This window comes from Rhodococcus sp. 008 (assembly GCF_001682295.1).
GTDB lineage: Bacteria > Actinomycetota > Actinomycetes > Mycobacteriales > Mycobacteriaceae > Rhodococcus_F > Rhodococcus_F qingshengii.
Window position 1 is genome coordinate 48,281 of record NZ_CP012749.1, and the last position, 26,098, is coordinate 74,378.

The window sequence follows — 26,098 nt, forward strand, 5'->3', positions numbered from 1 at the left end:
ACCCGATGGTCGAGGATGCAATGGTCGAAATCCAGGACCTGACCAAGAGGTTCGACACGGCCGGAGAATCGCGTCTCGTGCTCGATTCGGTGTCCTTTGGCGCCGACGCGGGCGAATTCGTGTCGGTGATCGGGCCGAGCGGCTGCGGCAAGAGCACGATCTTCAACGTCCTGGCCGGGCTCGAATCCCCGACCGCGGGTTCGGTCCGTGTGGGCACGCGCGCAACGGAATCCGAACCAGCCACCGAGGTGCATACCGCGTACATGCCGCAGAAGGATCTTCTGTTCCCTTGGCGTTCGGTATTGGACAACACGGCCCTCGGTTTGGAAGTGCAGGGAGTCGGCAAGAAGGAAGCACGCGAGCGCGCTCGCGAGTTGTTCCCGGCGTTCGGACTGTCCGGATTCGAGGACGCCCGGCCGTCACAACTGTCCGGCGGCATGCGCCAGCGAGCGGCGATGCTGCGCACCGTTGTTCAGGGCAAACCTGTCCTGCTGCTCGACGAGCCGTTCGGCGCACTGGACTCGTTGACCCGCACCGAGATGCAGGCCTGGCTACAAGACGTGTGGCAGCAGTACCGGTGGACCGTGCTGATGATCACCCACGATATTCGTGAAGCGATCTATCTGTCCGATCGCGTGGTCGTTCTGTCGGCGAGGCCGGCAACGGTCAGGTGCGTCGTCGACGTTCCCTTGCCGAGGCCACGCGAACTGGACATGATCACCTCGCCCGAGTTCGCCGACGTCGAGCGTGAGCTGCTTGCCGTACTCCACGACGAGACTCGCAAGTCGCTACAGCCCTAGCGGTTACTGACAATGCGCTGAGAGCGCGCCGATTTCACCTGCCGTTCAAGAGAAAGTGCATCGCAACGGTGCAACTTCGCGTAGGATGTCGCGGCGCGTTCGCCCAAAACGCCTTAATATCAGCAAGATCCGAACGCTCGACACGCAATCCGTCAACGCTGCACAATTCTCTGTACTCTTCGGTAACGTACACTCGGTCGCCTACGAGACCAACGGCCAGAAGGTAACTGGACGGTAAAGCGGAATCGTGGAGGCACAGTCATCGCAACAGATTTGGAAAGGGACAGCGTGAGCACACTGCAGTCAGGTCAGAGCCTCGGAGTCGGCCAGGAACTCAAGTCCGACAACGGCGCATACACCCTCACCTTGCAGGACGACGGCAACCTGGTTCTGTCCGAGGGCGGACAGGCTGTTTGGGCCGCAGGCACCAACGGATCCGGCGCCAACCGCGCCGAGGTGCAAGCTGACGGAAACTTCGTCATCTACAAGGACTCCGACGCCGTGTGGGCATCGCAGACCGCAGGCAACGACGGTGCCTCCCTCTCGGTTCAAGACGATCGCAACGTCGTTCTGTCCGCCGGCGGAAATGCTCTGTGGTCGTCGGACACTGCAATCGCAGCGCCGGCCGCCGAGGCTGCCCCGGAGCCCGCTCCGGCACCCGAGCCCGAGCCTGCCCCCGCCGCTCCGGCAGCGCAGAGCTACACCGTCGAAAGCGGCGACACCCTGTGGGCGATCGCAGAGCGTTTCTACGGTGACGGCAACCAGTACCAGCGCATCGCGGATGCAAACGGCATCCCGAACCCGGATCTCATCAACGCCGGTCAGGTACTGACGATCCCCGCCTGATTCACTGCTTGACCTGGCCCTGGGTGCCGACGTCCGCGTCGGCACCCAGGGCCTTTTGTGTTCTACGCCACACAGATTCGCGTCCCGCCCAGCAGACCCTGATACTCCATTGCGGCATCTTTTCGCCTACAGTACTTCCGTACTGCTCCCGAAGGACAGGTGTGCATGAAAGACAGAACAGTCATGATCGGCGCTGTCGCAGTGGCCGCTCTTTCTCTGACATCAGGCCTCGTTTTCGGCGGAGCAGCCGGCGCATTCGGTGCCGGCGGCCCTGTGGTGAAGCCTCCCACTCTGGTCTCGTCGGTTTCCGTGGAGTCCGTCGCCGGGATCGAACCGGCCGCGTTCTACAGCTCGGTTGCAGTCCCCACGGTTGTCATCCCGCCGACGCCGACCTGGCGAATCGCCGACGAGACGACCGCTCCTCGCAATCAGCCGCTTGTGGTGACCGCGACAAGCACGAGCTCCGCCACCTCGACTACGACGGCCACCAGTACGACAACACCCGTCTCATCCACCACAACTGCGTCGGCTACCGCGACCTCGTCACCGACCGCGACGGCCACAACCACCAAGACCAGCACCACCCCCGTTGTCACGACCGGGTCCACGCCGCCCGTCGTCGAGGTCTCGCCCGTTCTCGCCGGATAACCCTCGCCCTTTCGCCCGCACACCGCCTGGCGTGACGGCGGTTACAGGCACACTTCAGTCGCCGCTCTCGAATAACCGATCTACCTGCGACTACCTTCCTCGCCGTCACGGTTCGTGGTCCGCTGCAATCCGGTCGACCGGAAAAGGACAGCAGCATTGTCGGAGCCTCGCGATACCGTATAGGTCTGAGCTTTTGCGGAAGGAGGTGGCTGATGAGCGCAATGGGCTTCGATCTCGATGTCAGTGTCGACCGGGCGTGGGCAGAATTTCAACGTCGCCTCGGCGATCACATTTCCATCATGGTCGACGGCGACGTGCTTGCCGTGGAATCGTCCACCGGCGACTTCGATCCAGCTGACGGCGCAGCGCCATGCGTTCAGTTCCTCGTGTGGGACAAGAACACAGTCCGCTGCGAGGTTCCTTCCAACGACTTCCTTCATCCACGCTATCGACTCGAAGATGCCGACGAACAAAAGTTGATCGCACTCGGCTGGAATCCGCCTTCCGAGAATCTCGAGGATCCGAACAACTCCCCCGCCTTCTGCGTCGACAAGGCACAGAACTGGGCCGATCAGCTCGCAGCGATGACTGTCGCTGCATTCCGTGATGTGTTCGGTGTGCAGCACCCGGCTTTTCTATCCAGCGATCTCACCGGCAACGAGCAGACTCCGGATTTCGATCCGTCGGTCGTCGAGTCGACAGAACTTCCGACCCTCGACCCCACCGCGGCCTACATGCCCAACGACATCGACCATCTCAAGGAGTTGGTCACTCTCGCTTTGCTTCCCATGCTCGGCACTCTTCCCGAGCGAGACAGCGACGGCGACATACCCATTCGTGTCGGTTCGACTGTCATGTTCGTCGGTCCACTTTCCGAGTCCATGGACGTGCAGTTGTTCTCGCCGCTCGTTCAGGACATCAGCAACCGCACCCGTGCAGCCGAGGTCATCGCCGATCTCAACCGCAAGTGGTCGCGCATCAAGTTCGTCTTGATCGACGACCGTCTGTCGGTGTTCCTCGAGGTGGCGGGTTCACCATTCGTTCCCAAGCAACTCACCGATACGTGCGCCGCCCTGACATCGTTCCTGCGTACCGTGGACGACGAGTTCGCCGCACGCGTCGGCGGAGACCTCTTCTTCGCGAACAAGAGCGGTGATTCCTCCTCGCTGCAGCCCGATCTGACAGCCGAGGACCTGCCTCCCGAACTCGAGACCCTGCTGCACCTCGATCTGGATGTGGCCGAGGATCTCGACGCGGTAGCCGATGTCTGCGGTCGTGATCGCGATCTGATTCTTCAGCTCCTCCACATCAGCAACGAATGGCAGATTCAGCTGCGTAGTCAGGCTGTGGACGCCCACAGTCGCGGGGACGCCGAAGAGGCGGCGGGCTACGAGGATCAGGTCGGCGGGTGGGAACTCATGGTCGACCGTCTGCGCGGGGCTTTGCGACTGGTGGTCCTGCCCAATTCTCGGACCGAGACGCCGGCAAAGCCGCAACCTGAGCAGATGGGCTTGTTTGCCGATCCCTTGCAACAGAGCCTCTTCGACGATCCGTCCTGATAACACGGATCGCCTTTCCCGCTATTCGAAGTGGGATTTGACGATCTGTCCGTGGACGCCCACGGTTCGATCGACTACCTGCGAGACCGTGAAATCGGCTGCGGCAGAAAGATAGGCGTAGGCCGTCGCTCGATCCATTCCGCGATCATGCTCGAGGAAGTCGAGCGCGTTGACCACCGCGCGCCGCATGGCGCCGTTGAGGTCACTGTTCTGCCCATCGACCGAACCGTTGGGGTCGGACAGGCCGATCGGAATCCAGGCCTCCTCGGTCTCGGCGAACGGGTATCCGAAAGCCACCGATGGAGCGTCACCGGAATCCTTCTTACACACGCTGAGTCGGAACGTGCCGCGCAGCGATCCTTCCATCGCGGTCAACGCTGCCTCACCGTCTCCCATCGCCATGTGGGGGTCACCGACGTAGAACAGGGCGCCTTCGGCAAAGACCGGCAAATAGAAGGTTGATCCAACACCGAGATGCCTGATGTCGATGTTTCCGCCGCCCAGCGTCGGAGGAATGGAGTTCGACGACGGGGATGTCGGGTCGGCATCCGAGGAATAGGCAACTCCCATCATTCCCATGAAGGGCCGCAGGGGAAACCGCACCTTCGACTGTCCGAAAGGCATCACGCCCTTGCCGTCTTCGATCGCCGTGAAAGTGGAAACACCGCCGTACTTCAACGGGTCCTTTGTTGCGCGCCCGTCTGTGGCGACCGGCGGCATGACTTCGTCCAGAGTGATTCCCGCTGGAGCGGTTCCGTCTGCTGTGACGGCGAGAGCGCCCTTGCCGTGTCTGCTCGACACAACGCCGTACGGCACGCGGGGAATGGCTTCGAGAGTCTCGATCTTGAGTACGTCTCCAGGCTGGGCGCCTTCGACGAAGACCGGGCCGGTGACGACGTGCGGTCCGTCCTTGTCGAAGTTTCGTTCGGTTCGGTTGTATTCGGCCGCAACGGCAATCGCATCCTCGAGCACGTCCTTCTCGGAAACGCCTTTGCTACCGAAGTATTCGAGAGGATTGCGCCCTTGATCCTCGAGAATTCCCTCGTGCGAGAGGGCGTCGATCGTGACGGTCTGGCCCGACTTCATCCGCATCACCTCGCGGGTGTGGATGTTGGGCACATAACCCCACATGACGTCCGACGGATCCGAACTCAGATAGTGATCGCCACTGACGTTTCCGCTGCCCGGTTGCAGAATCGGAATGCCATCGGCGAACGGTAGTGCAGAGGAGGACGATCCAGCCGGTGACGCGTTCGAGTGCGCGCATCCCGAAGCCACACCGGCAACTCCTACGCCCGCACCGAGGGCAGCGACTGCCCTCATGAATCCGCGTCGGCCAAGACCTTTCGTCAGGTCTTCGGCTGCGTTGCGGGCAAGAGTGTATTCCATCGAGATTCCTCCGGAGTGCGTGACGATGTGCGACTGCGAAGAAAGCTAGACCCGATTTGTTACTCGTTCATTACCATTTCATGGCAAGGAAATACCGCTGACTGAGAATGAATTCAGCGACGGCGAAGCCGCCAGAGCGAGGTCGTCTCTCGTGCCCGGGCAGCGTGAAGCGCATCGGTTCGGTCACTGACCTTTGCGTGCGTCGGTTTGACGTCCATGCGATCGACAACAGTGAGTCCACCGGCCGCAATCAGGTCGTGTAGTTCGGATCGCGTTCGGAGACCGAGGTGTTCGGCAATGTCCGAGAGGATCAGCCACGCTTCTCCCCCGTCGTCCAGATGCGCTGCGACACCAGTCAGGAAGCCCTTCAGCATCGCTCCAGCGGGGTCGTAGACGGCGTATTCGATGGGCGAGGTGGCCTTGGCCGGAATCCAGGGAGGATTGCAGACCACCAACGGAGCGGTGCCTTCGGGAAAGAGGTCTGCTTCCACCACGGTCACCTGATCGCCGTAGCCAAGCCGCGAGAGGTTGCTACGAGCGCATTGCAGTGCCCGGGGGTCCTGGTCGGTGGCCGTCACTGCCTTGACACCGCGCTGCGCCAGTACGGCAGCAAGAACGCCGGTGCCGGTGCCGATGTCGAAAGCCGATTCCGTCGACGGCAGTGGCGCAGACGCGACAAGATCGACATACTCCCCGCGGACGGGTGAGAACACTCCGAAAGCGGGATGCACTCGTGCGTCGAGAGCCTCGATGAAAACACCTTTGCGGTGCCACTCGTGAGCGCCGATCGCGCCGAGGATGTCACGCAACGAGCGAACCGAAGGCTCACCGGTAATCCCGAAGGCTTCGGTCAACGCTACTTGCGCGTCCGGGGCTCGCCGGAGTGGAATCGACAGATCTGCATCCAAGGGAATGAGCAGCATACCGAGGATCTGCGCGCGGCGTCCTTGGGTCTGCCGGTGGAGATGGAAGGCTTTGGCTGGGTCGTCGGACGCTCGGCGCGGCTTGCGGTCGATGCGCGACGCGACGGCCTTCGACAGTTGGCGAGCGTTCTGAAAATCTCCGCGCCACAACAACGCCGTGCCTTCGCATGCCAAGCGATAGGCGTCGTCGGCCTTCATCGTGTCGTCGGCGACGACGATGCGCTTGGGCGCCGGGGCGTTGCTCGTCGAACCCCAACGGGCCGATTGCTCGGCGTCGTTCTCGGTCCACACAGCGAATTGTTCAGTCATGTAAGCCCTTCCGGCGTCCGACGCATAGCGGCCGGTCTACCGGCTGATGTGGTCCAGATCTGCAAAATCTGCTCGTCTGGTGTCCACACTAGTCGGGACCGGCCGCGCTACATGACTGCGAGAGGGATGTCAGCCCTTGGCGACGCGAGCTGCCTCGGCGATCCGAGCCTCGGCGACCGCGTCAGCAGCCTCGCCGGCGAGGATTCCGTCCTTCTTCGACTTCGCGAAGATCTCGGTGACCGTGTCGAAGATCTTCTCGACCTTGAGCTTGACCTCTTCGGCCGAGTTGCCCTTCAGCTCGCCGGCGACCTGGATGAGGCCGCCGCCGTTCGCCACGTAGTCAGGGGTCCAGGTGATGCCGCGGTCGCGGAGGATGTTCTCGACCTCGGGGACGGTGAGCTGGTTGTTGGCAGCGCCGCAGACAACCTCGGCCTTGATCGAGCGTGCGGTCGTGTCGGTGAGTGTTGCGCCCATCGCACACGGTGCGTAAACGTCGAGATCAGCGTCGATGATGCTGTCGACGATGCTCACCTGCGGGAAGTCCGCCTTGACACGGTCGAGCGCTCCGGCGTTGACGTCAGTCGCCAACACGGTTGCGCCGTCTGCGAGGAGAAGCTTGATCAGCTCGTAGCCGACCTTGCCTGTGCCCTCGACACCAACAGTCTTGCCTGCGAGCGACGGAGTGCCCCAATGCGACTGTGCCGCGGCGCGCATCGACTGGAATACGCCGAGGGCCGTCATCGGAGCGCTGTCGCCGGAACCGCCGACCGTAGCGTTGCGGCCGACGACGAAGTCGGTGTTACGACCGATGATGTCAAGATCGTTGGAGTTGGTTCCGACATCACCAGCGGTGATGTAGCGGCCGCCGAGGGTCTGGACGAATTTTGCGTAGGCGCCGAGCAATTCGTCGGTCTTGGCCGTTGCGGGGTCGCCGATGATGACAGCCTTGCCGCCGCCGAGGTCGACGCCGGCAACCGCAGCCTTGTAGGTCATGCCGCGCGAGAGGCGCAAAACGTCTGTGACTGCGGCGGATTCGTCGGAGTACGGGTAGAAGCGCGTTCCGCCGAGCGCGGGACCGAGCGTCGTGGAGTGGATGGCGACGATGGCCTTGAGGCCGCTCGCGGGATCCTGGAAGAAGCTCACCTGCTCGTGGGGGTAATCGCGCAGGTAGTCGGCGCGATCGAACACGCCCGCAGTGTCGTCATGGGAAACAACGGAGTTCACGGGCTCGGCGGTGAGAGTCATTGTGGGATAGACCTTTCCGAAGGATAAACGGGGCGCAGTCGAAATATTGGGACGAATTGGCCATTGGGTACTATTAGAGACAAATAACCCAAAGAGAATCCCGCTGAGCAATTCGTGGAACCAATGCTCTGCCTGAGTTACGATTTGGTCAATGCAAATCTCTTGAACTAGTCAATTCGATCATCCAGTGACTCATATCACTGAGGAGAGGTTCACAAAGTGCTCAGCATCGACAAGCTCGACGTCCAGTTGCTCGGACTGCTCAGCAAGGACTCGAGGATGAGTGTGGCCGAGTTGGCCAACTCGTTGGGCGTCGCCCGCAACACCGTCCAGTCGCGAATGAAGCGCATGGAATCCAACGGACTTCTCACCGGGTTTCGGCCGAATCTCAATCTCCCCGAGGTCGGTATCCCGATTCAGGCATTTGTCGGTCTAGAACTCGAGCAGGGCAAGATCAGCGCAGTCGCTCGGAGTCTGACCGAGTTGCCCGAGGTGATCGAAATTCACGCCACAACGGGTCGCGAGGATTTGCTCGTTCGCGTCGCCACCTCGACGCACGCGGCGCTGCAGAAGTTGGCCGAGCAGATCGTGTCACTTCCAGGCGTCACGCATTCGACCACGACCATCGCTCTGACCAATCCCCTTCCGTATCGAATTCAGCCTCTCCTCGAGCACCTCACCAATGACGCCGGCTGGGGTCGTTCGACCGCCTTCCCCCGTCAGCAGGACTAGGACGGGTGGTCGCGTCGATGCTTCCCAGTGCGCTAGTTTCATGGTTATGAGTGAGATCCAGGGACAGCGCATCGCGTTCATTCAGGCGACGTGGCATCGCAACATCGTCGACCGTGCACGCGACGGATTCACCGACGCGATCGTCGAGCTCGGCTACCCCAAGGACACGGTTGATTTCTTCGAGGTACCGGGAGCTTTCGAGATCCCGCTGCATGCTCGGCGGTTGGCCAAGACCGGCCGCTACCAGGCCATCGTTGCCGCAGGTCTGGTCGTCGACGGCGGTATCTACCGGCATGACTTCGTGGCGACGGCTGTCATCGACGGTCTGATGCGCGTGCAGCTCGACACCGACGTTCCGGTCTTCTCGGTGGTCTTGACGCCGCATCACTTCCACGAGCACGCCGAGCACGTCGACTACTTCAGCACGCATTTCGTGAAGAAGGGCACCGAGGCTGCTCGCGCGGTCGACGCCACCGTCAAGTCGTTGAAGGCCCTGCCCACCAACTAGTCGTTACCCAAGTCTCGCTGAGTCGAATGCCATCGGCTCAGCGAGATTTTTTGTGTCTATCGAGGGGTCTCGACGCTTGCCAGTGCGGAGGCATTCGAGTCGTCGACTTCGCCGTAGCGGTCGACGCATTGCTGGAAGAAGTCCCGCATCTCGGTGACCACCTGAATGTGGCTGGTCAACGACTTCTCCAACGAATCTTCACCGCCGACGGCCTTCTTGGAGAACTTCGCGGCGAGGTCCTGCCCAGACTTGAGTGTTCCCATCCCCTTCACGTCTCCGATTCGCTCACACATGAGCACCATCGCTCGCAGCTCGTCGAGCAACGAATTACAAGCACATACAATCGGTTTCGCAACATCGGGCTCGACAATCACAAGCCCCCTCGCCGTGCTCACCGCGGGAGGTTCCCGTCGAGATGTTCTGCGACGTCTGCAACCAATTCACACGCCGACTCTTGGTGCGTGACCCCGGCCTTTGCTTCGACATTTACCCACACCGAACCCTGCGTTGCCGCAAAAGCCACGTAGCACCCATCGGCTGCTGCATCGCTTCCTCGCTGGAACCGGATACCCGCGCGATCGCCAATAGTCATTTCAACAAACTCCGCATATTCCGGGTTTCGGGTCACTTCAATCTGGGTGTATCGGTTGGAGAGAACTGACACGAAGAACCACGTTCCCGTCCATGAGCAAATTCTCCATCCAGGCTGCTCAACTCCCGCGATATCAACTTCCTCGGTAGCCGGATCAAGCCCCACTTCTTCCAGAACCGAGTCCGGAATGTCCTTGCACGGATCGAACAAACTCTCTTGGCCGGATGCAGGCTCAGCCGCCCCCTCCACGACTGAGCTGCATCCTGCCGCAGCCCACACCAACACCCCAGCCATGAGCAGTCGCCCAACCCCCACCGACCCCCGCATGACACCCCCTGTTGATGTGGACCCACTGTATTGGATGCACCGGAGGCTCGATCGGTTCCCGCAATCAAGAAATTCCCAGTTCAGGTTCGCCGGTTCACTCAGAGCGCATCTTCAGCGATTGACGCTCAGCTCAGCAGTCGCATACTGGAGAGGTTGACTACGACTTCGGGAAGGCACCGAGTGAGCGCACCGAAAGCCCCGGCCAAACCAGCGATCCTCAGCGTCGACGACGATCCTGGTGTTTCGCGTGCCGTCGTTCGAGACCTTCGCAAACGGTACGGAGAGAAGTACCGAATCATTCGTGCGGAGTCCGGCGACCAGGCTCTCGAAACCTTGCGTGAAATGAAACTTCGCGGCGATGCAGTCGCTGTGATCGTCGCCGATTACCGCATGCCCGGTTTGAGTGGAATCGAGTTCCTCGAACAGGCAATGGACCTGTATCCCGTAGCTCGTCGCGTTCTCCTCACCGCGTACGCCGACACCGATGCTGCGATCGACGCCATCAACGTCGTCGACCTCGACCACTACCTCCTCAAGCCTTGGGATCCGCCGGAAGAGAAGCTGTACCCCGTCATCGATGCGCTGCTCGATGCCTGGGCAAGTTCGAGTCATCACCCCGCCGAGGAAACCAAGGTGATCGGCCATCGTTGGTCCGAGCGATCATCCGACGTCCGAGAGTTCTTGGCACGCAACCAACTTGCCTATCGCTGGTACATGTCAGACGAGCCGGAAGGCCAACGACTGCTCTCGGCTGCCGGTACCGACGAACTGCGGCTTCCCGTCGTCATCGCATCCAATGGGGATGTCCTTGTCGAGCCCACTGACGCCGAACTCGCCGACAAACTCGGGTTGAGTACCACCCTCTCCGAAGACTTTTACGATCTCGTTGTCATCGGCGGCGGCCCTGCGGGTCTGGGCGCTGCTCTGTACGGCGCTTCGGAGGGACTTCGGACGGTTCTCATCGAACGGCGGGCGACTGGCGGTCAGGCCGGCCAGAGTTCACGAATCGAGAACTACCTCGGCTTCCCCGACGGAGTGTCCGGCGCACAGTTGGCCGATCGGGCGAGGCGCCAGGCAACCAAGTTCGGCGCCGAGGTCATCACCGCGCGAGACGTCACCGGTTTGGAAATCAACGGCTCGGCCCGCACAGTGCGTTTCGACGACGGTTCGTCGGTCGACGCCCATTCGGTCATCTTGGCGACCGGTGTTTCCTATCGCCAGCTTTCGGCGCCGGGACTCGATACATACACCGGCCGAGGGGTCTACTACGGATCGGCCGTCACCGAAGCCGCTCGGTGCAGCGAGCAGGATGTGTACATAGTCGGCGGCGCCAATTCGGCAGGGCAAGCTGCGGTCTATCTCTCCCGCGGAGCTAGGTCCGTCACCATTCTCATTCGCGGCAACTCGCTCGAAGCCTCGATGTCCTACTACCTGATTCAGCAGATCGAAAAGAATCCGAAGATCACCGTGCGCACGTGCACGGAGGTAGTCGGCGCTGAGGGTGACGATCACCTCGAACGAATTACACTGCGTAACAGAGCCACCGGAGAAGAAGACACTGTCGATGCTCAGTGGTTGTTCATCTTCATCGGTGCCGCTCCCCTGACCGACTGGCTCGGAGACGTGGTGGTCCGCGACGGAAATGGCTTCGTTCTTGCCGGCCCGGACCTTCCGTCCGAAGGCGTCACACCGGACGGGTGGCCGCTCGACCGCGCACCACATCATCTCGAAACCAGTGTCCCCGGAGTGTTTGTCGCCGGGGACGTACACGCCGAATCGGCCAAGCGCGTCGCGTCGGCCGTCGGAGAGGGCGCGATGGCCGTGATGTTCGTCCACCGCTATCTTGCTCAACAATAGGGAGATTCGATGTCCATTCCTGAATGCAGCCCAGACTTGCTCCGCACCCTGTTCCTGTTCGAGAAGCTCACCGACGATCAGCTCGAATCACTCTGCCAGGCAGGCCATATCACCGAGATCGATCGAGGTCAGGTCTACCTCGAAGGTGAGCCTGCCACCTGCTTCTACGTCCTCATCGAGGGCGAGGTGGTGCTGTCCAAGCTGTCGGGCGGCGAAGACATCGAGATCAACAGGACCACCCAGCGCGGCGTCTACTCGGGAGGCTGGACGGCGTATCTCGGCGATCGTGTACCGCAGGTCTACGCGGGGTCGATGCGAGTGACGACTCCTTCGACGTTTTTCGTCCTGGACGCCGACAAATTCGGCAACGCGATGCGCGAGTGGTTTCCGATGGCGGTTCATCTGCTCGAAGGTGTTTTCTTCGGCAAGAAGAACACTCAGCAGATCATCGATCAGCGAGAGCGACTCCTTGCACTCGGATCACTGTCGGCCGGATTGACTCACGAGCTCAATAACCCTGCAGCCGCGGCGGTTCGAGCGACAGCCTCTTTGCGCGAGCGTGTCGCAGGTATGCGTCACAAACTGGGAATGGTTGCATCGGGCACCTACGACCGCGATGCCCTCGTGACGCTCATGCGGCTTCAAGAGGAAGTTGCAGAGGTTGTCGCCAAGGCGCCGACGCTCACTCCCCTCGAAGCCTCGGATCGAGAGGATTCGTTGGGTGAATGGTTCGAGGATCATTCGATTCGAGAAGGTTGGGATCTGGCTCCGACCTTCGTGCAAGCTGGTCTCGACACCGCTTGGCTCGAGAATGTTGCTGCAGCCGTTGACGAGTCCGTACTCGAGGGCGCAATTCGCTGGCTGAATTACACCATCGAATCCGAACTACTGATGAACGAGATCGCCGACTCCACAACGAGAATCTCGACGCTCGTCGGTGCGGCGAAACAGTATTCTCAGATGGACCGCGCTCCCTTCCAGACCATCGATGTCCACGAATTGCTCGACAGCACGTTGATCATGTTGGGGCAAAAGATCGGAAGCGGAATCGAAGTCGTCAAGGAGTACGACCTTGCGTTGCCTCCGATCGACGCCTACGCCGCCGAACTCAATCAGGTGTGGACCAACCTGATCGACAATGCGGTGTCTGCCATGGACGGATCGGGAACACTCACCGTTCGGACAAGCCGCGACGGTGACCGCGTGTGCATCGAGATCTGCGACACCGGCGCCGGGATTCCCGATGACGTCATCGACAGGATCTTCGAACCCTTCTTCACGACTAAGCCTGTCGGTGAGGGAACCGGTCTCGGCCTTGATATTTCGTGGCGAATTGTGGTCGGCAAGCATCGTGGTGAGCTGCGGGTCACGTCGGAGCCCGGTAACACCCGGTTCAGAGTTTTGCTGCCCATCGCGGGCCCACCGCGGGATACGCGCGACGACTAGCCACCTTGCACGGCCGGTAGGCAAAGCGCACGATGAAATGACCGACTTCAGTCAGCGAGAGGGTGGACCATGACCGACGGACTTCCAGCGGGGATCGATCCGAGCGTGCCGCCCAGTGGCGCGGGATGCGTTGAATGCGATGCGAGCGGCGGTTGGTGGGTGCACCTGCGTCGATGCGCGCAATGCGGTCACGTGGGGTGTTGCGACTCCTCACCGTCACAGCACGCAAGCAAGCATGCGGCCTCGACAAAGCATCCGTTCATGCAGAGCTACGAACCCGGTGAGGATTGGTTCTGGAGCTTCGAAACCAACGAGGCGTACGACGGACCTGAATTGGCGGCGCCCACTTCACATCCCGTAGATCAGCCGACGCCGGGACCTAAGGGTCGTGTCCCAGCCGATTGGCAGCAACACATCCACTGACTCAGTTCGGTTGGTCGATCGACCTCAAAGTCGAGACGTTCGACGACTCCTGATCCAATGCGTTGTCGATGCAGGCTTGAAACTGAGCCTGCATTGCCTCCACGACCGCGATATGACTCGCCAACACATCGACGAGCGCATCCGGGCCGCCAACCGCCTTTTCCTCGAACTTAACCTGCAGTGCCCGGGCGGATCCGAGAGTGCCGAAGCCTCCCACTTGCCCGAGATAGTTCGCATCGTCCGACAGTGACCTGAACAGCGAAATTAGATCATCACACGCCTTCGCCAGATCCTCTGCGACCCTCTTCTCCAGATACAAACCGGACATCACATACTCCAATTCACTACGAGTCGAATCTCTTCCGAGCGTTATTCGGGAAGCAGCGGTAACACGGTCAGACCTACCCGCTCAACCAGTTCACACGAAGTTTCGGGGCGCTGGTCACCGACTTTCGCACCCACTCGAATCATCGCCGTGGACTGAGCAGTCGCGAAGGCGATATTGCACGCGGTGTCCGCCTTGTCATTGTGTTCCTGGAACATCAGGACCTCTCGGCCGGCAAGTTGAATTCGATGTAGATCGCGCATCACCGGATTTGCTTCGACGTCCGCAAGCGAGTGTGTTGTGGAAGTCAGACGGAGGAAGAACCAAGATCCTTCCCATTTGCATATATTGAACCCATCGATATGGGTGTTGACTATGTCAACCTCTTTTGTTGCCGGGTCAACTCCGACTCTCTCCAATTCCTCATTGCCGAGAACCTCACACGGATCAAACATCCCAATCACATCGACAGGGAAAGCCTCGCCCTCGACCGTCGAGGAACAACCCCCAACCAACAGCGCGGCCGCGACCAGGACCACTGCAACCCTCACTCCCACAGCACTCCCCCTCGTTCGCGACCCGCTCACAGTATTGGACGCTCCCCAGCACCGATCGGTTCCACCCCATTGCATTCCGTTGCAACCCTTCACCCACGCCGATAATCGGCCTAACGTCGATCTACCAGGGGATTCACAACGAAGTGAGGTGCGGATCAATGAAGGCAGCACGGTTCCACGGGCAGAAAGACATCCGGATCGAAGAGATCCCTGAGCCCGAATTGCGGCCAGGAACAGTCAAGCTGAAGGTCGCATGGTGCGGAATCTGCGGCACCGATCTCCACGAGTACCTCGAGGGACCGATCTTCATCTCCGCACCCGGACACCCGCATCCTCTCTCACACGAGAATGCGCCGGTCACGATGGGCCACGAGTTCTCCGGCACCGTCGAAGAGGTCGGCGAAGGTGTCACGGACGTCGAGGTCGGCGAAAATGTTGTCGTCGAGCCGTACTTCGTCTGCAACGAGTGCGCCCCGTGCAAGGCGGGCAACTACCACCTGTGTACGAAGATGGGGTTCATCGGCTTGGCTGGCGGAGGTGGCGGGCTCAGCGAGAAGGTCGTCGTCGACCGTCGCTGGATCCACAAGATCGGCAACATCCCGCTCGACGAGGCAGCTCTCATCGAACCGTTGAGCGTCGCCCATCACGCCGTCGTACGCAGTGGAGCCGAAAGCGGCAACGTCGCCATCGTGGGCGGAGCCGGACCGATTGGACTCCTCGTTGCGGCAGTCCTCAAGGGTCTGGGTGTCACGACGATCGTCACCGAACTCAGCGAAGCCCGCAAAGCCAAGGCCCTCTCCAGTGGAGTCGCCGACTACGTCATCGATCCCACCACCGAAGACGTCAAAGCGCGCGTCCTCGAACTCAGCGGAGGCATCGGCGCAGACATCGGCTTCGAATGCGCAGGCGTCAACGCGGTCCTCGACACCATGCTCGACACGGTCAGGCCTGCTGGAGTTGTTGTCAACGTGTCGATTTGGGGCAAACCCGCGACTATCGACATGCAGAAGCTGGTCCTCAAGGAAATCGACCTACGCGGAACCATCGCGTACGTACGCGACCATGAAGCGGTCATCAAGATGGTCCAGGACGGTGTCGTCGATCTGGCGCCATTCATCACCGGTCGTATTCAGCTCGAAGAATTGATCTCCGAAGGATTCACCACTCTGATCGAGCACAACGACACTGCGGTCAAGATTCTCGTCAGGTCGTGACCGGACGGGGCACCTCGGGACCCACCGCGGTCAGCGACCCTGGTGCCCGCCCCTTGCCCCATCCGATCTTCTCTCGGTAGCGGCCGATGTGATCGTCCTCGATCACATCGGCCGTTTCCAATGGTGTGGATTGCGGATGCACATACAGCGCATCCGTCGGACAATATGCCTCACACATGAAGCAGGTCTGGCAATCCGATTGGCGCGCAATCACCGGGACGCCCGAGGGCGTCCGGTCGAAAACATCTGTAGGACAAACGTCTACGCACTTGTCGCAGCCGATGCAGTCAGGCGCGGACACCAGCTCGATCATGACGCCACCAATGCAGACCCGACAGGTTCCGACGTTCGGGTCCACACCGAATCCAAACCTCCGGTGAGAACGTGATGATGTTGCGTTCCATCGAGTTCGGGATAATCGTCACGCTTGCTCATTCCCCGAGTCTCGGTCCGCGCCAACGTCGAGTGGTACATCCAGCGACCGACGGCCGTGATCGCGGCAGCCTGCCGCGCCGCCATCCGACCTGCTGGATCCGCGCCCAGATCCGCACTCACTGCACCCCACAGCGATTCGAGCTCACCGAGCGCTGCGGATACTCGATCACCGCTGCGGAGGTAGTTCTTGTCGAAGGGAATCAGCTGCGCCTGAGCAGCTTTCACCACATCGTCGGCAGCAAACCCGGTTCGTACCGGATTACGCAATCCGACGGTTCCGGCTCCGCGAAGACCACTGGTAGACCCACGTCCGACCGACAGCGCATAGCGCGCAGCACCGGTTCCCGCCCACGAACCAGAAGACATCGCCCACGCGGCGTTATGACTTCCCCCGCCGGTAAACCCTCCGCAGATTCGCTCTCGGGTCGCGGCGTCCCCGGCGGCAAACAGTCCTGGAACGGATGACGCGCAATCGTCATCGACGACGTTGATTCCCCCAGTGCCGCGCACCGTGCCTTCAGCGAGCATGCCGACCTCGAATTTGTCGGTGAAGGGATCGATTCCGCGGCGATCGAATTGCAGGAAGAAGTTGGGTTGCCCCAGCCTCATTCGACGCTGTACATCAGCGTCGGCCCGATCGATCTGCGCGAAGACCGGCTCGTTCCGCAACGTGCTGGCGATGACGGACCTCCCCTTCGCCGAACCGGCACCTTCGAGCACGCTTCCGTCTGCGTGAAAGAACGTCGCGTACGCGTAGTAAGCCGTCTTGGTGATCGTCGATCCGGCCGCTGCGATTCCGTACGCGTTGGAGAACTCCATCCCAGAGAACTCCGCTCCGACTTCGGCTGCCATCAATGCACCGTCACCGGTATCGACGTTGGTACCCAACGCACCGGACAGAAACGCACAACCTCCGCTGGCGACCACTACCGCGCCTGCCGAGACTCGGTAATCCTGTTGCTCGTGGCGTTGGTAGCCCGCCGCTCCGCGAACTCGCCCGGCGTCGTCCACCAACAACTCCAGCGCCGGCGAATGATCGAGGATCCGCACACCGGTTCGACGAATCCAGGTGCGCATCCGTCGCATGTACTCAGGCCCCTGCAAGCCGGTGCGGATCTGCTTGCCCGTGCTGGAGTCGACGGGGAACGGATATCTGCCCTCCACCGCGAGGAGATCCATGTTGGAGTAGGTCTGCTCGAGGACGCGGTCCATCCAATGGTGGTCGGCAAGATATCCGCCGAGCGCCTCACGACCGGCCTTTGCCCGCTCACGGGCAGTCGTATCCGGTTCGACGTACCAAACACCCGTTCCGGAGGGGGCCGTTGCGCCGCTCGTTCCGCAGTAGCCCTTGTCGACCAGGACGACGTCTGCACCGGCTTTGGCCGCGCGCAACGCTGCCCACGCGCCGGCGGGGCCACCACCGATCACCAATACATCGGTGGAGAGTTCGAGGACGTCCGTCACTGGCCAGCTCCTGTCAGAGGTCTACGCAACACTTCTGTTGCCGTAATATTCCTCGGACGAACTACCCAGCGCCACAGTCAGAATCACTGTGAACTCAACCGCTCACCGTTGCATCGACAGAGCGCTACGACGCTTCCCGCTCCTCGTCGGTGCACAACGCGGAGTACTTGGCGAAGGCTTCCTGCAAGGTCAGCGATTTGCGTCGCTCGGCGATGTCGCGGGGCTTTCCCTGTGCAACACATCGACGAGCATGCTCGATCACAGCTTCACGAATGACGCTGGAAATGTCCGCGCCCGTGAGCTCTTGGAGGGTCTCTAGGGCCCTCAGTTCCTCTACGTCGAATCTCACCGTTACCGATCGTCTAGCCACGCTCAGGATGTTACTTGCGGGTACACCAAATTTGGTGAGTTACATATGCGTCGAGTCGAATATCTTTGGGCGCCAAAACCTTCGAATTCCGATCTACGTGGGTTTATAGTTTTCCACTCACGGCACTCATGTAATGCAACGCACACGGCGCTAGCCAGCGGAGATATTGTCAAGACCTGTGGATGAGGGTGTTTCAGGCGACCTCCGTTTCGCTTGATTCGTCGGGCTCAGCGGGTGAGATGTCGATGGGTCGTTCGAGCAGCTTGCCTTTGTGGAACACCGCGCCGGCACGGACCAGCGCGACCAGATGGGGGGCGTTGACCGCCCGCCAGCGGGCTTGTGCGGCGTCGATCAGCTTGTAGGCCATGGCAATCCCCGCTGCGCGTGACCCAGGGCCCTTGGTGACCTTGGTTCGCAACCGCACGGTCGCAAACGTCGATTCGATCGGATTCGTAGTGCGCAAGTGGATCCAGTGCTCGGCCGGGTACCGGTAGAACTCCAGGAGCACGTCGGCGTCGTCGACGATCTTGGCGACCGCCTTGGGGTACTTCGCGCCGTAATCTACCTCGAAGGCCTTGATCGCGACCTGGGCCTTGTCGATGTCCTCGGCGTTGTAGATTTCCCGCATCGCCGCGGTCGCACCTGGATGAGCCGACTTGGGCAGCGCAGCAAGCACATTGGCCTGCTTGTGAAACCAGCAGCGCTGTTCACGGGTATCCGGAAACACCTCCCGCAGTGCCTTCCAGAACCCCAGCGCCCCATCACCGACGGCCAGCACCGGGGCGGTCATCCCGCGGCGTCGGCATGAGCGCAGCAGATCAGCCCACGACTCTGTGGACTCCCGGAACCCATCGGTGAGCGCGACGAGCTCCTTGCGGCCGTCGGCGCGGACGCCGATCATCACGAGCAAGCACAGCTTCTCCTGCTCCAGGCGGACCTTGAGATGGATGCCGTCGACCCATAGGTACACGAAATCGGTGCCCGAGAGATCCCGGTCGGCGAAGGCCTTCGCCTCGTCCTGCCATTGCGCGGTCAGCCGGGTGATCGTCGAGGCCGACAGCCCGGCACCAGTGCCGAGGAACTGCTCCAACGCCGCACCGAAGTCGCCGCTGGACAGCCCGTGCAGGTACAGCAGCGGCAACACCTCGGTCATCTGCGGGGACTTGCGTGACCACGCCGGCAGGATCGCCGAGGAAAACCGTTGCCGTTCACCGGTCTCGGCGTCGACACGGCGGTCGTTGACCCGCGGTGCGGTCACCGTCACCGCCCCCGCCGCGGTGAGCACGTCACGCTCGTGGTGATAGCCGTTGCGGACCACCAGCCGCCGGCCGTGCTCATCGAGATGCTCGGCGAACTGCTCGATGTATGCGGCGACTTCGGCGGCCAACGCCGCCGCGAGCATCTGCCGGGCACCGTCGCGAACGATCTCGTCAAGCAACGACCGACCAACACCGCTGTCGTCGTTGGAGGATTGCTGATCCTGAACTACCGTGAGCATGGGCGTACCTTCCCGAACCAGCGCGCCAACGCCGGTCCTGATCAGAGCTGATGGAATTTCAGATCATTCCCGGGAAGGTGCGCCCACTCACGCCGCCTCGCCGAGAACCATCCACAGGTTCTGATCATTGCTCAGCCAGCGTGCCGACGGACACTGTCGCTGTCTATGCTTGCGAAACACTGCCTTCGATCGGAGATATACCGCGTGAGCATCGACCACATCGTTTCCGCAGTCGACGGCGATGCTGCCGAGCGAATCAAAACGGCCCTGACCCAGAGAGCCGCAACCTCGACGGACACGACCACGCTGGTGTTCGACGGCGTCCGGATCGAGATTCCACCGTCGGTCGGCGACGCCGTCGTGCAGCTCCTGACCTACCTCGCTGCCGGGGACAGCGTCGCCCTCGGGCCAGTCGCAGAGCTCCTCACCACCTCGCAGGCAGCAGAGATCCTCGGCGTTTCGGACACGTATGTGCGCAAACTCGCCGACGCCGGGAAACTCCCGATCGAACTACGCGGCACCCACCGCAGGTTCCGCCTCGACGACGTGATGGCTTACCGCGAGCAGTTCCCCAAACGCGCCTAGCTCTTCGCGTACATTCCTTCGATCTCTTTCGAGAACCGATCGACGACGACATTGCGCTTGATCTTGAGCGTCGCTGTCATCTCACCGTCTTCCTCAGTCAGATCGCGATCGAGAATGACGAACTTCTTGATCGACTCTGCATGTGAGACAGCGGCATTGGCGTCGTCGACGGCCTTCTGCAGCTCCGCTCGAAGGTCCTTGTCGTCACGTAGTTCGGCGACGGTGGCACCAGAAGGCTTGCCGTTCTCGGCCTTCCACTTCTCGAACACCTCGGGGTCGACGGTCAACAGCGCCGTGATGTAGGTCTTCCCGTCGCCGACGACGACTGCCTGCGAGACGATGGAATGCGAACGGATACGGTCTTCCATCGGGCCGGGCGAGACGTTCTTGCCGCCCGCCGTCACCAGAAGATCCTTCTTGCGTCCGGTGATGGAAAGGTAACCTTCGCTGTCGAGTTCACCGAGATCACCGGTTCGCATCCAGCCGTTGACGAATGTCTCTTCGGTGGCCTTGTTGTTCTTCCAGTATCCCTTGAAGACGACTCCACCGTTGAGTTCGATCTCGCCATCCTCGGCGATGCGAACCCCGTTGCCGCCCATCGGCTGTCCGACGGTTCCGATCTTCTGAGCACCCGGGACGTTGACGCAGTGCGCTGCTGTGGTTTCGGTGAGGCCATAGCCTTCGTAGATCGGAACTCCGAGCCCACGGAAGAAGTGCCCCAGTTCAGGAGTGAGGGCGCCGCCGCCGGAGATCGCGAACCAGCACTCGCCCCCGAGAGCCTCACGAAGCTTCGAGTACACGAGCTTGTCTGCCACTGCGTGCTTCGCCTTCAAGATCAGCGAGGGACCGCCCTTGTCGAGGGCTTGGCTATATTCCTTTGCAGTGACTTCTGCGAAAGCGAAGATCGCGCCCGGAATCTTTCCACCGGACTCCGCCTTGCGTGCTGCGCCGTCACGAACTTTTTCGAAGACACGCGGAACACCGAGGATGGTGTTGGGCTTGTAGCGCTCGAATTGAGTTGTAATGGTGGCGAAGTCGGACCAGTGTGCCTGCGAAGCGCCAGCTTCGAACGTCGCGAGGGAAACCGCGCGAGCCAGCACGTGAGCCAGCGGCAGGAAGGTCAGGACTCGGTTTCCCGGAACCGCCACCTTGCCGATCGATGCCGTGAGAATCCCGCGCACCTCGGACAGGAAGTTGCGGTGCGTGAGGATGCATCCCTTGGGACGGCCTGTCGTGCCGGAGGTGTAGACGAGTGACGCAAGATCGTCGGCCTTGATGCCCGCGAGTCGCTTCTTCAGCTCGGTGTCGTCAACGTCGGCACCCTGTGCGGTCAGCTTTTCGACTGCTCCGTCGTCGATCTGCATGACGGCCTTGAGAGAGCTTGGCGCGTCCTGCAACAGCTGCTCGTGCGCGCCGGTTTCGACGATCGCGATGACGGCCTCGGAGTCTTCGAGGATCCAGCTGACCTGGCCCTGAGACGACGAATCGTAGATCGGGACGGTAGCCGCGCCGGCAGCCCAGATGGCGAAGTCGAAGAGCGTCCACTCGTATCGGGTCGCGGAGAGGAGTGCGACGCGGTCGCCTGCCTGCACGCCAGCGGCGATGAGACCGTTTGCGACGCCGGTGACCTGCTCGGCGAACTCTTTTGCCGTCACATCTACCCAACCCTCGCCCTTGGGGCGGGAGAACACCGTCAAATCTGGTGTGCGCTCGGCGTGCGTGAAGACGGTGTGCACCACGGACTCGTTGTCGGAGATGGTGAACTGGGCTTTGGCGCTGTACTCACTCACAGGGTGTCATCTCCGTTGGTCTGCGATTCGATGCTGATTCTGAAGCGGTGGAGTGCGCGGGCGAAGTCTGCGACCTCGGACTCGGTCCAATCGTGCAGCCTGCCGGCGACTTGGTCGAGCCGACGCGCGTCGGCGGCGTCGAGGTATTTGCGGCCAGCCTCCGTGAGGTGCAATGGATTGCCCTGACGAACGGATCCCGGATCGGCATACACCCAGCCTGCCTCGATGCAGCCGCGAACTTGGCGCGAGATGGTCGAGCGGTTGACGCCGAAGACTTCGGAGATCTCCGTGGCCTTGCAGCCGTCGTTTCGGCCGATGAAGGAGAGGAAGGAATGCTGCGCGATCGACGGGTGATCATCGGAATGCCGATCCCCCGTCATCAGCTGCCGCGTCAGGTGCACCAGCTCGTCATGAACGGCTGGTGGACCGGTGAGCGCCATTGCTCCGTCGTGTTGCACTGGGCAACTATAACGCTGCCCCTAGTCCCGATTGCAATATGACCGCCGCCACCGACAAGAAGTCCGTCGGTGGCGGCGTGAAAAGTTAGACCAGATCCTCACCGTTTCGGCGAGCAGTTGCCCAATCCTTGAAGAATCCCTTGCTGATGACTCCCAGCACGACCAAGACCAACGCCGGCCAGATCAGAACATAAATGGTCAGTAGAGCTGTACTCATTCGTATTCCTTCCACTTGTCTCGACGGTTACTTTCCGGACGCTCCGACAGCAGGAAACTCCTCCTCGTCGAAGTCTCCCGTCCGCTGCTTGATGAGTTCGAAATCGAACGTCTCACGCTGATTGACGGACATCGCAAAGCACACGACGGTACTGACGGCATAGGCCACCAAAGATCCGCTGAGCGTTGGGTAGTCGTGCAGGAAGCCGATCGCGAACGGCGCGGACAGCACGATCGCCAGGCCACCGACGATCTGCGCAATCTTCAGACCGAAGAATCCAAATGTCATGAGCCCCAGCACCACTCCGATACCGACAACGGCAACGATGTCGGAGAGTATCCCGAACATCCCATCCATCGGCACCCAACTGAATCGGACGGGCAAGAAGGCAGCAAGAGCCACCAGCACCGACACAGTGAAGGCTTTGTTGGTGACCTTGCCCCAGTAGAAGCTCGCAATAACCGGGAACACCAAAGCGCCCCACAGCGCGCCGACGAACACCAACAGATCCAGAATGCTCAATTGCAGACTTGCCAAGGAGATAGCCGCCGCCGTGGCAACAATCATCGTTACTCGGCCGATAAGCAGCATCCGTCGAGGGTTCGCATTAGCCTTGCCTGCGACGGCTTGGCCGTAAACGTCGGTCATCACGATGGACGAGAGCGCAGCAAGGTCCGAGTCCGCCGTCGATGACAGCGCGCCGATGATCATGACAAAGAAGACAGCCAGCAAAATTCCGGGCAGGTACGACGCGGCCATCTGCGGAATCAGGTTGTTGACGTCACCATCCATCGGCTCGATTCCGAGGTATAGAGCGAGAACACCCAGCATTCCGACGCCGATGACCGTTGCGCCGTATCCCACGGTTGCGGTGATGAAGGTGGGCTTGATCAGGTCTTCGCGGACCGCGAACAGACGTTGGGCAATGGTCTGGTTGCCGATTGCGTAGGCAAGAACTGCCGCGATGTACGGCGCCCCCTGTTCGAAGAAGGCAACGCTCGAGAAGAAGTTGCCCTGCTCAGCGGTGAGGTTGCCTGCGCCGGATTCGAAGGCTGCCGGGAACCCCGCCGCAAAGAAGATAAACGGCACCAAAACCGCTACCGCACCGAGCATTCCGATCAGCTGAACGAAGTCGGTCAACACCGAAGCGCGGAAGCCCGACCACAGCGTGTACAGCAAAACGCCCAACGCGACGATGAACACACCCTGAATGAAGTTGAACGGCGAAAGCAACGCGATCAGCAGACCACCAGCGAGGAAGTTCGACATCAAACTGATGAGACTACCGACGATATTGGAACCCGCGAGCATCAGCTGACTCGAGCGTCCGTGCCGCGCGTACATGACCTCGGCCAGCGTGTGGGCTTTCGGCGCTACTTTGCGAATTCGCTGGCCAAACGGATAAATGAAGAGAATCATCAACGCGCCCCACAAACCGTAGTGAATGGGGCCGGAGATTCCGTAGGTGTAGCCAGAAGTGGCAGATGCGTACATCGACGACGCCCAAATCCAGGTGGCCGTCATACTCGCGGCCGAAACACCAAATCCTAACTTGTTTCCGGCGGTCATAAAACCGTCGGCATTTTCCTGCTTCTTACCAATACGAAGAGAAATCAGAAAAGTTCCACCATAAAAAGCAACAAGCAGTGAAACAATTACCAAGGTACTGAACTGGACCATGTCGGACCCCGTCACATGCCACATCCTTCGCACATAATCGGCAGAACGAAACACAAAACCCCTGTTCAGGAGCTTTGCGCTTCGTTTCTGCACGCCCTAGGAGCGACCGCCATACCAACACCGGTCACATATTCAATTGACTAGCAACACGCACTTCGTCTTTTCGGAAACCCAACCTCCACAAAATAAATCTTCTGCGCAAGCTTTTGGCTCGACCACGCAATTCAACAACTGAGAATCGACCATAGCATGATGGCAATTTCGAACAAAAACTCCAATATTTTCCCACCCGAAAATATTCATGATTCCGCAGCAAAAAAATCGTGCGCTTCCAGCGCATATAACAACTCCGCATCGATTGAAATCGATGCTCGATTCGAGCGCTCAGCTACTTCGACAGCACCATCCTGGCAAACCGTCGGCCCCACTCGGGATCGGCGGAAACATGCTCGTCCAGCGGATTGGAGACAATCGCCCCGATCATTCGCAGGTACACGAGAGTGTCTCGCACCATCCACGTCCAATCGTCATCTCCGAGTCGTGTTCCGTCTGTTGTCGACCAACCCAATGCCGTGAGGCCTTCGATCATGACTTCACTACGTTCGGACTCCGACAAGCCGGCAGCCAACGTAAGGAACAGAATTCGGCCGGCTTCCTGCGCCAACTCACCCTTTCCCAACGGCATGGCCGTCACGATGTGACGCCACAGCTCGCCTTCATATGCAAGCACTGACGCGCCGAGACGAGTCAGAAGCAATGTGCCTCGGAGTTTCCGGACAAATCTCAGTGTCTTTGCGACTTCAACGAGTACTGCTAATTGCGAGCCGCTCCCTGCCGTGACACCGATCCACTCACTGTCCCAATCGAGTTCGTCTCGGGCAGACGCAACAAGGTCGGGAGGCAGTGACCCGAACGCCGTCAAAACAATCCCACCACCTCGCGCGGAGTTCAGCAGCCATAGCAGTTGACGGGTTGCTCCTTCACGCATCACCTCGAAGTAGTTGTCGTATCCGCCACGAAGCTCCGATTTGGCAACTGCGGCAAACAGTTTCGGTGCGGAATGAACCGACAGGCGGCGCAAGAACTTCTCGAACAACGAGCTTCCCACAGGTGGTGACTTATGCAGTGCCACTGCAATGGTGACTGCTGCATCGGACTCTGCGGGAACAAAACGTTCGGGATCGAACAGTCCGTTACTCGCCTGCCCGTTCAGGAACTCGCGATACCCGATCGGACCGCCAGAATCCTCCGGCGGGCACGCTCTCGCGCCGTCAAGACAGGATGGCTCAGAAATCGACTGGTCTTCGACAATCTGCTCGAGAACCAACGTGTGGCTCCACCTTACGCGGGCGTTGTACTCATAACGGACGTACTCCCCTACCGCGGTAACTGCCTCGTCGATCCGGACTTCGTCCTCACCAAACTCGTCTTCCTGGTATCCGTCGCGCTCGATCACCTCTGGCGCGATATACCGATCTGGGCCATTGTCCGTTGAATGATGGACACTCACCCACTGATGAGCGTGTTGATCTCCCCATCCCATCACCGCCTGCACAATCGAATGAAGCTGGTCCAGTTCGATATTCGACGGAACCGAAAACCGTCTCCAAATAGGCGGCGTGATGCAATCGAGTTCGATCCGCATGACAAAGTTCGCCACCTCCGGCCGTCGACGCTGATTCCGCATCTGCCTCGGCGTAAGGACCTTCATCTGGCTTTGCGTCGCTTGATATGCAGGTACCAAACGCAGATGTGAAGCTCGCCGAACTCGCTGACCCGTCATGTATGGAGGCTAGATCTACCTACCGACAGCTGAGATACTCACTGCCACAAGGTTGCCCGATTTGTCGGGGCTCGCATCTCGTCGCTGGTCGGCTGTCAAGTCCAGATCAACACGGACC

27 protein-coding genes are annotated in these 26,098 nt (G+C 60.6%); 11 read left to right on the forward strand and 16 right to left on the reverse strand.

Annotated features, from left to right (window positions below; translation table 11 throughout):
• Positions 1-5 precede the first annotated feature (5 nt).
• The 4 genes from AOT96_RS00250 (at position 6) to AOT96_RS00265 (ending at position 3,853) form a co-directional block, all read left to right on the forward strand.
• Positions 6-800 carry an ABC transporter ATP-binding protein gene (locus AOT96_RS00250; protein WP_064113009.1) on the forward strand — a complete coding sequence of 265 codons (795 nt, stop codon included), beginning with the start codon at positions 6-8 and terminating at the stop codon, positions 798-800.
• A gap of 288 nt (positions 801-1,088) precedes the next feature.
• A complete protein-coding gene (locus AOT96_RS00255; protein ID WP_003941373.1) occupies positions 1,089-1,646 on the forward strand; it encodes a LysM peptidoglycan-binding domain-containing protein in 558 nt (185 codons plus the stop codon).
• A gap of 165 nt (positions 1,647-1,811) precedes the next feature.
• Positions 1,812-2,294 carry a hypothetical protein gene (locus AOT96_RS00260; RefSeq protein ID WP_003941346.1) on the forward strand — a complete coding sequence of 161 codons (483 nt, stop codon included), beginning with the start codon at positions 1,812-1,814 and terminating at the stop codon, positions 2,292-2,294.
• Between the two features lie 212 nt (positions 2,295-2,506).
• Complete coding sequence (locus tag AOT96_RS00265; RefSeq protein ID WP_030536824.1) at positions 2,507-3,853, forward strand: T3SS (YopN, CesT) and YbjN peptide-binding chaperone 1; 1,347 nt, start codon at positions 2,507-2,509, stop codon at positions 3,851-3,853.
• Between the two features lie 21 nt (positions 3,854-3,874).
• Here AOT96_RS00265 and AOT96_RS00270 read toward each other — a convergent pair whose 3' ends face one another.
• From AOT96_RS00270 to AOT96_RS00280, 3 genes are all read right to left on the reverse strand, one after another.
• Positions 3,875-5,242 (reverse strand): acetamidase/formamidase family protein, encoded by a 1,368-nt coding sequence (locus AOT96_RS00270; protein WP_065351158.1) that lies wholly within the window; start codon positions 5,240-5,242, stop codon positions 3,875-3,877.
• A gap of 113 nt (positions 5,243-5,355) precedes the next feature.
• Positions 5,356-6,474, reverse strand: a complete 1,119-nt coding sequence (locus tag AOT96_RS00275) for a methyltransferase (RefSeq protein WP_003941398.1) — start codon at positions 6,472-6,474, stop codon at positions 5,356-5,358.
• A gap of 129 nt (positions 6,475-6,603) precedes the next feature.
• The gene (locus tag AOT96_RS00280; RefSeq protein ID WP_064444061.1) at positions 6,604-7,719 is read right to left on the reverse strand and encodes a Glu/Leu/Phe/Val family dehydrogenase; all 1,116 of its coding nucleotides are present in this window, start codon (positions 7,717-7,719) and stop codon (positions 6,604-6,606) included.
• 219 nt (positions 7,720-7,938) lie between these two features.
• Here AOT96_RS00280 and AOT96_RS00285 point away from each other — a divergent pair, with 219 nt between their 5' ends.
• Both AOT96_RS00285 and AOT96_RS00290 read left to right on the forward strand, forming a co-directional pair.
• Positions 7,939-8,451: an Lrp/AsnC family transcriptional regulator gene (locus tag AOT96_RS00285; protein WP_003941343.1), complete on the forward strand. Its 513-nt coding sequence runs from the start codon at positions 7,939-7,941 to the stop codon at positions 8,449-8,451.
• Positions 8,452-8,497: 46 nt separating this feature from the next.
• Positions 8,498-8,959, forward strand: coding sequence for a 6,7-dimethyl-8-ribityllumazine synthase (locus AOT96_RS00290; RefSeq protein WP_065351159.1), 462 nt, complete (start codon positions 8,498-8,500; stop codon positions 8,957-8,959).
• Positions 8,960-9,015: 56 nt separating this feature from the next.
• Here AOT96_RS00290 and AOT96_RS35980 read toward each other — a convergent pair whose 3' ends face one another.
• Together AOT96_RS35980 and AOT96_RS00300 are read right to left on the reverse strand one after the other, a co-directional pair.
• Positions 9,016-9,222: a hypothetical protein gene (locus AOT96_RS35980; RefSeq protein WP_231917370.1), complete on the reverse strand. Its 207-nt coding sequence runs from the start codon at positions 9,220-9,222 to the stop codon at positions 9,016-9,018.
• Positions 9,223-9,350: 128 nt separating this feature from the next.
• A complete protein-coding gene (locus AOT96_RS00300) occupies positions 9,351-9,800 on the reverse strand; it encodes a DUF3558 domain-containing protein (protein WP_065352728.1) in 450 nt (149 codons plus the stop codon).
• Positions 9,801-10,058: 258 nt separating this feature from the next.
• Here AOT96_RS00300 and AOT96_RS00305 point away from each other — a divergent pair, with 258 nt between their 5' ends.
• The 3 genes from AOT96_RS00305 (at position 10,059) to AOT96_RS00315 (ending at position 13,604) form a co-directional block, all read left to right on the forward strand.
• Positions 10,059-11,735: an FAD-dependent oxidoreductase gene (locus AOT96_RS00305; protein WP_019749255.1), complete on the forward strand. Its 1,677-nt coding sequence runs from the start codon at positions 10,059-10,061 to the stop codon at positions 11,733-11,735.
• A 9-nt stretch (positions 11,736-11,744) separates the two neighbouring features.
• Positions 11,745-13,181, forward strand: coding sequence for an ATP-binding protein (locus AOT96_RS00310; protein ID WP_003941311.1), 1,437 nt, complete (start codon positions 11,745-11,747; stop codon positions 13,179-13,181).
• Positions 13,182-13,250: 69 nt separating this feature from the next.
• Positions 13,251-13,604, forward strand: coding sequence for a UBP-type zinc finger domain-containing protein (locus AOT96_RS00315; RefSeq protein ID WP_003941317.1), 354 nt, complete (start codon positions 13,251-13,253; stop codon positions 13,602-13,604).
• Position 13,605: 1 nt separating this feature from the next.
• Here AOT96_RS00315 and AOT96_RS00320 read toward each other — a convergent pair whose 3' ends face one another.
• Complete coding sequence (locus AOT96_RS00320; protein WP_007726060.1) at positions 13,606-13,932, reverse strand: hypothetical protein; 327 nt, start codon at positions 13,930-13,932, stop codon at positions 13,606-13,608.
• Between the two features lie 41 nt (positions 13,933-13,973).
• The gene (locus tag AOT96_RS00325; protein WP_007726058.1) at positions 13,974-14,480 is read right to left on the reverse strand and encodes a DUF3558 family protein; all 507 of its coding nucleotides are present in this window, start codon (positions 14,478-14,480) and stop codon (positions 13,974-13,976) included.
• A gap of 164 nt (positions 14,481-14,644) precedes the next feature.
• Here AOT96_RS00325 and AOT96_RS00330 point away from each other — a divergent pair, with 164 nt between their 5' ends.
• Positions 14,645-15,700: a 2,3-butanediol dehydrogenase gene (locus AOT96_RS00330; RefSeq protein ID WP_003941279.1), complete on the forward strand. Its 1,056-nt coding sequence runs from the start codon at positions 14,645-14,647 to the stop codon at positions 15,698-15,700.
• On the opposite strand, the gene AOT96_RS00335 is transcribed toward AOT96_RS00330, so the two are convergent.
• From AOT96_RS00335 to AOT96_RS00350, 4 genes are all read right to left on the reverse strand, one after another.
• Positions 15,690-16,013, reverse strand: a complete 324-nt coding sequence (locus AOT96_RS00335) for a 4Fe-4S dicluster domain-containing protein (RefSeq protein WP_007726052.1) — start codon at positions 16,011-16,013, stop codon at positions 15,690-15,692. The two genes, AOT96_RS00330 and AOT96_RS00335, sit on opposite strands and share 11 nt — an antisense overlap.
• Positions 16,010-17,599, reverse strand: a complete 1,590-nt coding sequence (locus AOT96_RS00340) for an FAD-dependent oxidoreductase (protein WP_065351160.1) — start codon at positions 17,597-17,599, stop codon at positions 16,010-16,012. The genes AOT96_RS00335 and AOT96_RS00340 overlap by 4 nt, the downstream gene beginning before the upstream one ends.
• Positions 17,600-17,723: 124 nt before the next feature.
• Positions 17,724-17,969 carry a hypothetical protein gene (locus AOT96_RS00345; RefSeq protein WP_020908376.1) on the reverse strand — a complete coding sequence of 82 codons (246 nt, stop codon included), beginning with the start codon at positions 17,967-17,969 and terminating at the stop codon, positions 17,724-17,726.
• A gap of 193 nt (positions 17,970-18,162) precedes the next feature.
• The gene (locus tag AOT96_RS00350; protein ID WP_042927240.1) at positions 18,163-19,467 is read right to left on the reverse strand and encodes an IS256-like element ISRer3 family transposase; all 1,305 of its coding nucleotides are present in this window, start codon (positions 19,465-19,467) and stop codon (positions 18,163-18,165) included.
• Between the two features lie 204 nt (positions 19,468-19,671).
• On the opposite strand from AOT96_RS00350, the gene AOT96_RS00355 reads away from it, so the two are divergent.
• Positions 19,672-20,052, forward strand: a complete 381-nt coding sequence (locus AOT96_RS00355) for a helix-turn-helix domain-containing protein (protein WP_007726046.1) — start codon at positions 19,672-19,674, stop codon at positions 20,050-20,052.
• On the opposite strand, the gene AOT96_RS00360 is transcribed toward AOT96_RS00355, so the two are convergent.
• The 5 genes from AOT96_RS00360 to AOT96_RS00375 all read right to left on the reverse strand — a co-directional run bounded on the left by AOT96_RS00360 (position 20,049) and on the right by AOT96_RS00375 (position 25,884).
• Positions 20,049-21,842: an AMP-dependent synthetase/ligase gene (locus tag AOT96_RS00360; protein ID WP_065351161.1), complete on the reverse strand. Its 1,794-nt coding sequence runs from the start codon at positions 21,840-21,842 to the stop codon at positions 20,049-20,051. The two genes, AOT96_RS00355 and AOT96_RS00360, sit on opposite strands and share 4 nt — an antisense overlap.
• Positions 21,839-22,300: a MarR family winged helix-turn-helix transcriptional regulator gene (locus tag AOT96_RS00365; protein ID WP_003941330.1), complete on the reverse strand. Its 462-nt coding sequence runs from the start codon at positions 22,298-22,300 to the stop codon at positions 21,839-21,841. Before AOT96_RS00365 ends, AOT96_RS00360 begins: the two co-directional genes overlap by 4 nt.
• An 85-nt stretch (positions 22,301-22,385) precedes the next feature.
• The gene (locus AOT96_RS35985) at positions 22,386-22,517 is read right to left on the reverse strand and encodes a putative transporter small subunit (RefSeq protein WP_003941363.1); all 132 of its coding nucleotides are present in this window, start codon (positions 22,515-22,517) and stop codon (positions 22,386-22,388) included.
• Between the two features lie 27 nt (positions 22,518-22,544).
• Positions 22,545-24,197: a sodium:solute symporter family protein gene (locus AOT96_RS00370; protein WP_176741959.1), complete on the reverse strand. Its 1,653-nt coding sequence runs from the start codon at positions 24,195-24,197 to the stop codon at positions 22,545-22,547.
• A 388-nt stretch (positions 24,198-24,585) separates the two neighbouring features.
• On the reverse strand, positions 24,586-25,884 hold the full coding sequence (locus AOT96_RS00375) for a plasmid pRiA4b ORF-3 family protein (RefSeq protein WP_335739937.1): 1,299 nt from the start codon (positions 25,882-25,884) through the stop codon (positions 24,586-24,588).
• Positions 25,885-26,098: the final 214 nt, after the last annotated feature.

Excerpts from the sequence above, each read along its gene's own strand:
- AOT96_RS00250 (WP_064113009.1), top strand. The coding sequence starts at position 6 with ATGGTCGAGGATGCAATGGTCGAAATCCAGGACCTGACCAAGAGGTTC.
- AOT96_RS00260 (WP_003941346.1), top strand. The coding sequence starts at position 1,812 with ATGAAAGACAGAACAGTCATGATCGGCGCTGTCGCAGTGGCCGCTCTT.
- AOT96_RS00265 (WP_030536824.1), top strand. The coding sequence starts at position 2,507 with ATGAGCGCAATGGGCTTCGATCTCGATGTCAGTGTCGACCGGGCGTGG.
- AOT96_RS00270 (WP_065351158.1), bottom strand. The coding sequence starts at position 5,242 with ATGGAATACACTCTTGCCCGCAACGCAGCCGAAGACCTGACGAAAGGT.
- AOT96_RS00275 (WP_003941398.1), bottom strand. The coding sequence starts at position 6,474 with ATGACTGAACAATTCGCTGTGTGGACCGAGAACGACGCCGAGCAATCG.
- AOT96_RS00280 (WP_064444061.1), bottom strand. The coding sequence starts at position 7,719 with ATGACTCTCACCGCCGAGCCCGTGAACTCCGTTGTTTCCCATGACGAC.
- AOT96_RS00290 (WP_065351159.1), top strand. The coding sequence starts at position 8,498 with ATGAGTGAGATCCAGGGACAGCGCATCGCGTTCATTCAGGCGACGTGG.
- AOT96_RS35980 (WP_231917370.1), bottom strand. The coding sequence starts at position 9,222 with ATGGGAACACTCAAGTCTGGGCAGGACCTCGCCGCGAAGTTCTCCAAG.
- AOT96_RS00310 (WP_003941311.1), top strand. The coding sequence starts at position 11,745 with ATGTCCATTCCTGAATGCAGCCCAGACTTGCTCCGCACCCTGTTCCTG.
- AOT96_RS00315 (WP_003941317.1), top strand. The coding sequence starts at position 13,251 with ATGACCGACGGACTTCCAGCGGGGATCGATCCGAGCGTGCCGCCCAGT.
- AOT96_RS00320 (WP_007726060.1), bottom strand. The coding sequence starts at position 13,932 with ATGTCCGGTTTGTATCTGGAGAAGAGGGTCGCAGAGGATCTGGCGAAG.
- AOT96_RS00330 (WP_003941279.1), top strand. The coding sequence starts at position 14,645 with ATGAAGGCAGCACGGTTCCACGGGCAGAAAGACATCCGGATCGAAGAG.
- AOT96_RS00335 (WP_007726052.1), bottom strand. The coding sequence starts at position 16,013 with ATGATCGAGCTGGTGTCCGCGCCTGACTGCATCGGCTGCGACAAGTGC.
- AOT96_RS00350 (WP_042927240.1), bottom strand. The coding sequence starts at position 19,467 with ATGCTCACGGTAGTTCAGGATCAGCAATCCTCCAACGACGACAGCGGT.
- AOT96_RS35985 (WP_003941363.1), bottom strand. The coding sequence starts at position 22,517 with ATGAGTACAGCTCTACTGACCATTTATGTTCTGATCTGGCCGGCGTTG.
- AOT96_RS00370 (WP_176741959.1), bottom strand. The coding sequence starts at position 24,197 with ATGGTCCAGTTCAGTACCTTGGTAATTGTTTCACTGCTTGTTGCTTTT.
- AOT96_RS00375 (WP_335739937.1), bottom strand. The coding sequence starts at position 25,884 with ATGCGGAATCAGCGTCGACGGCCGGAGGTGGCGAACTTTGTCATGCGG.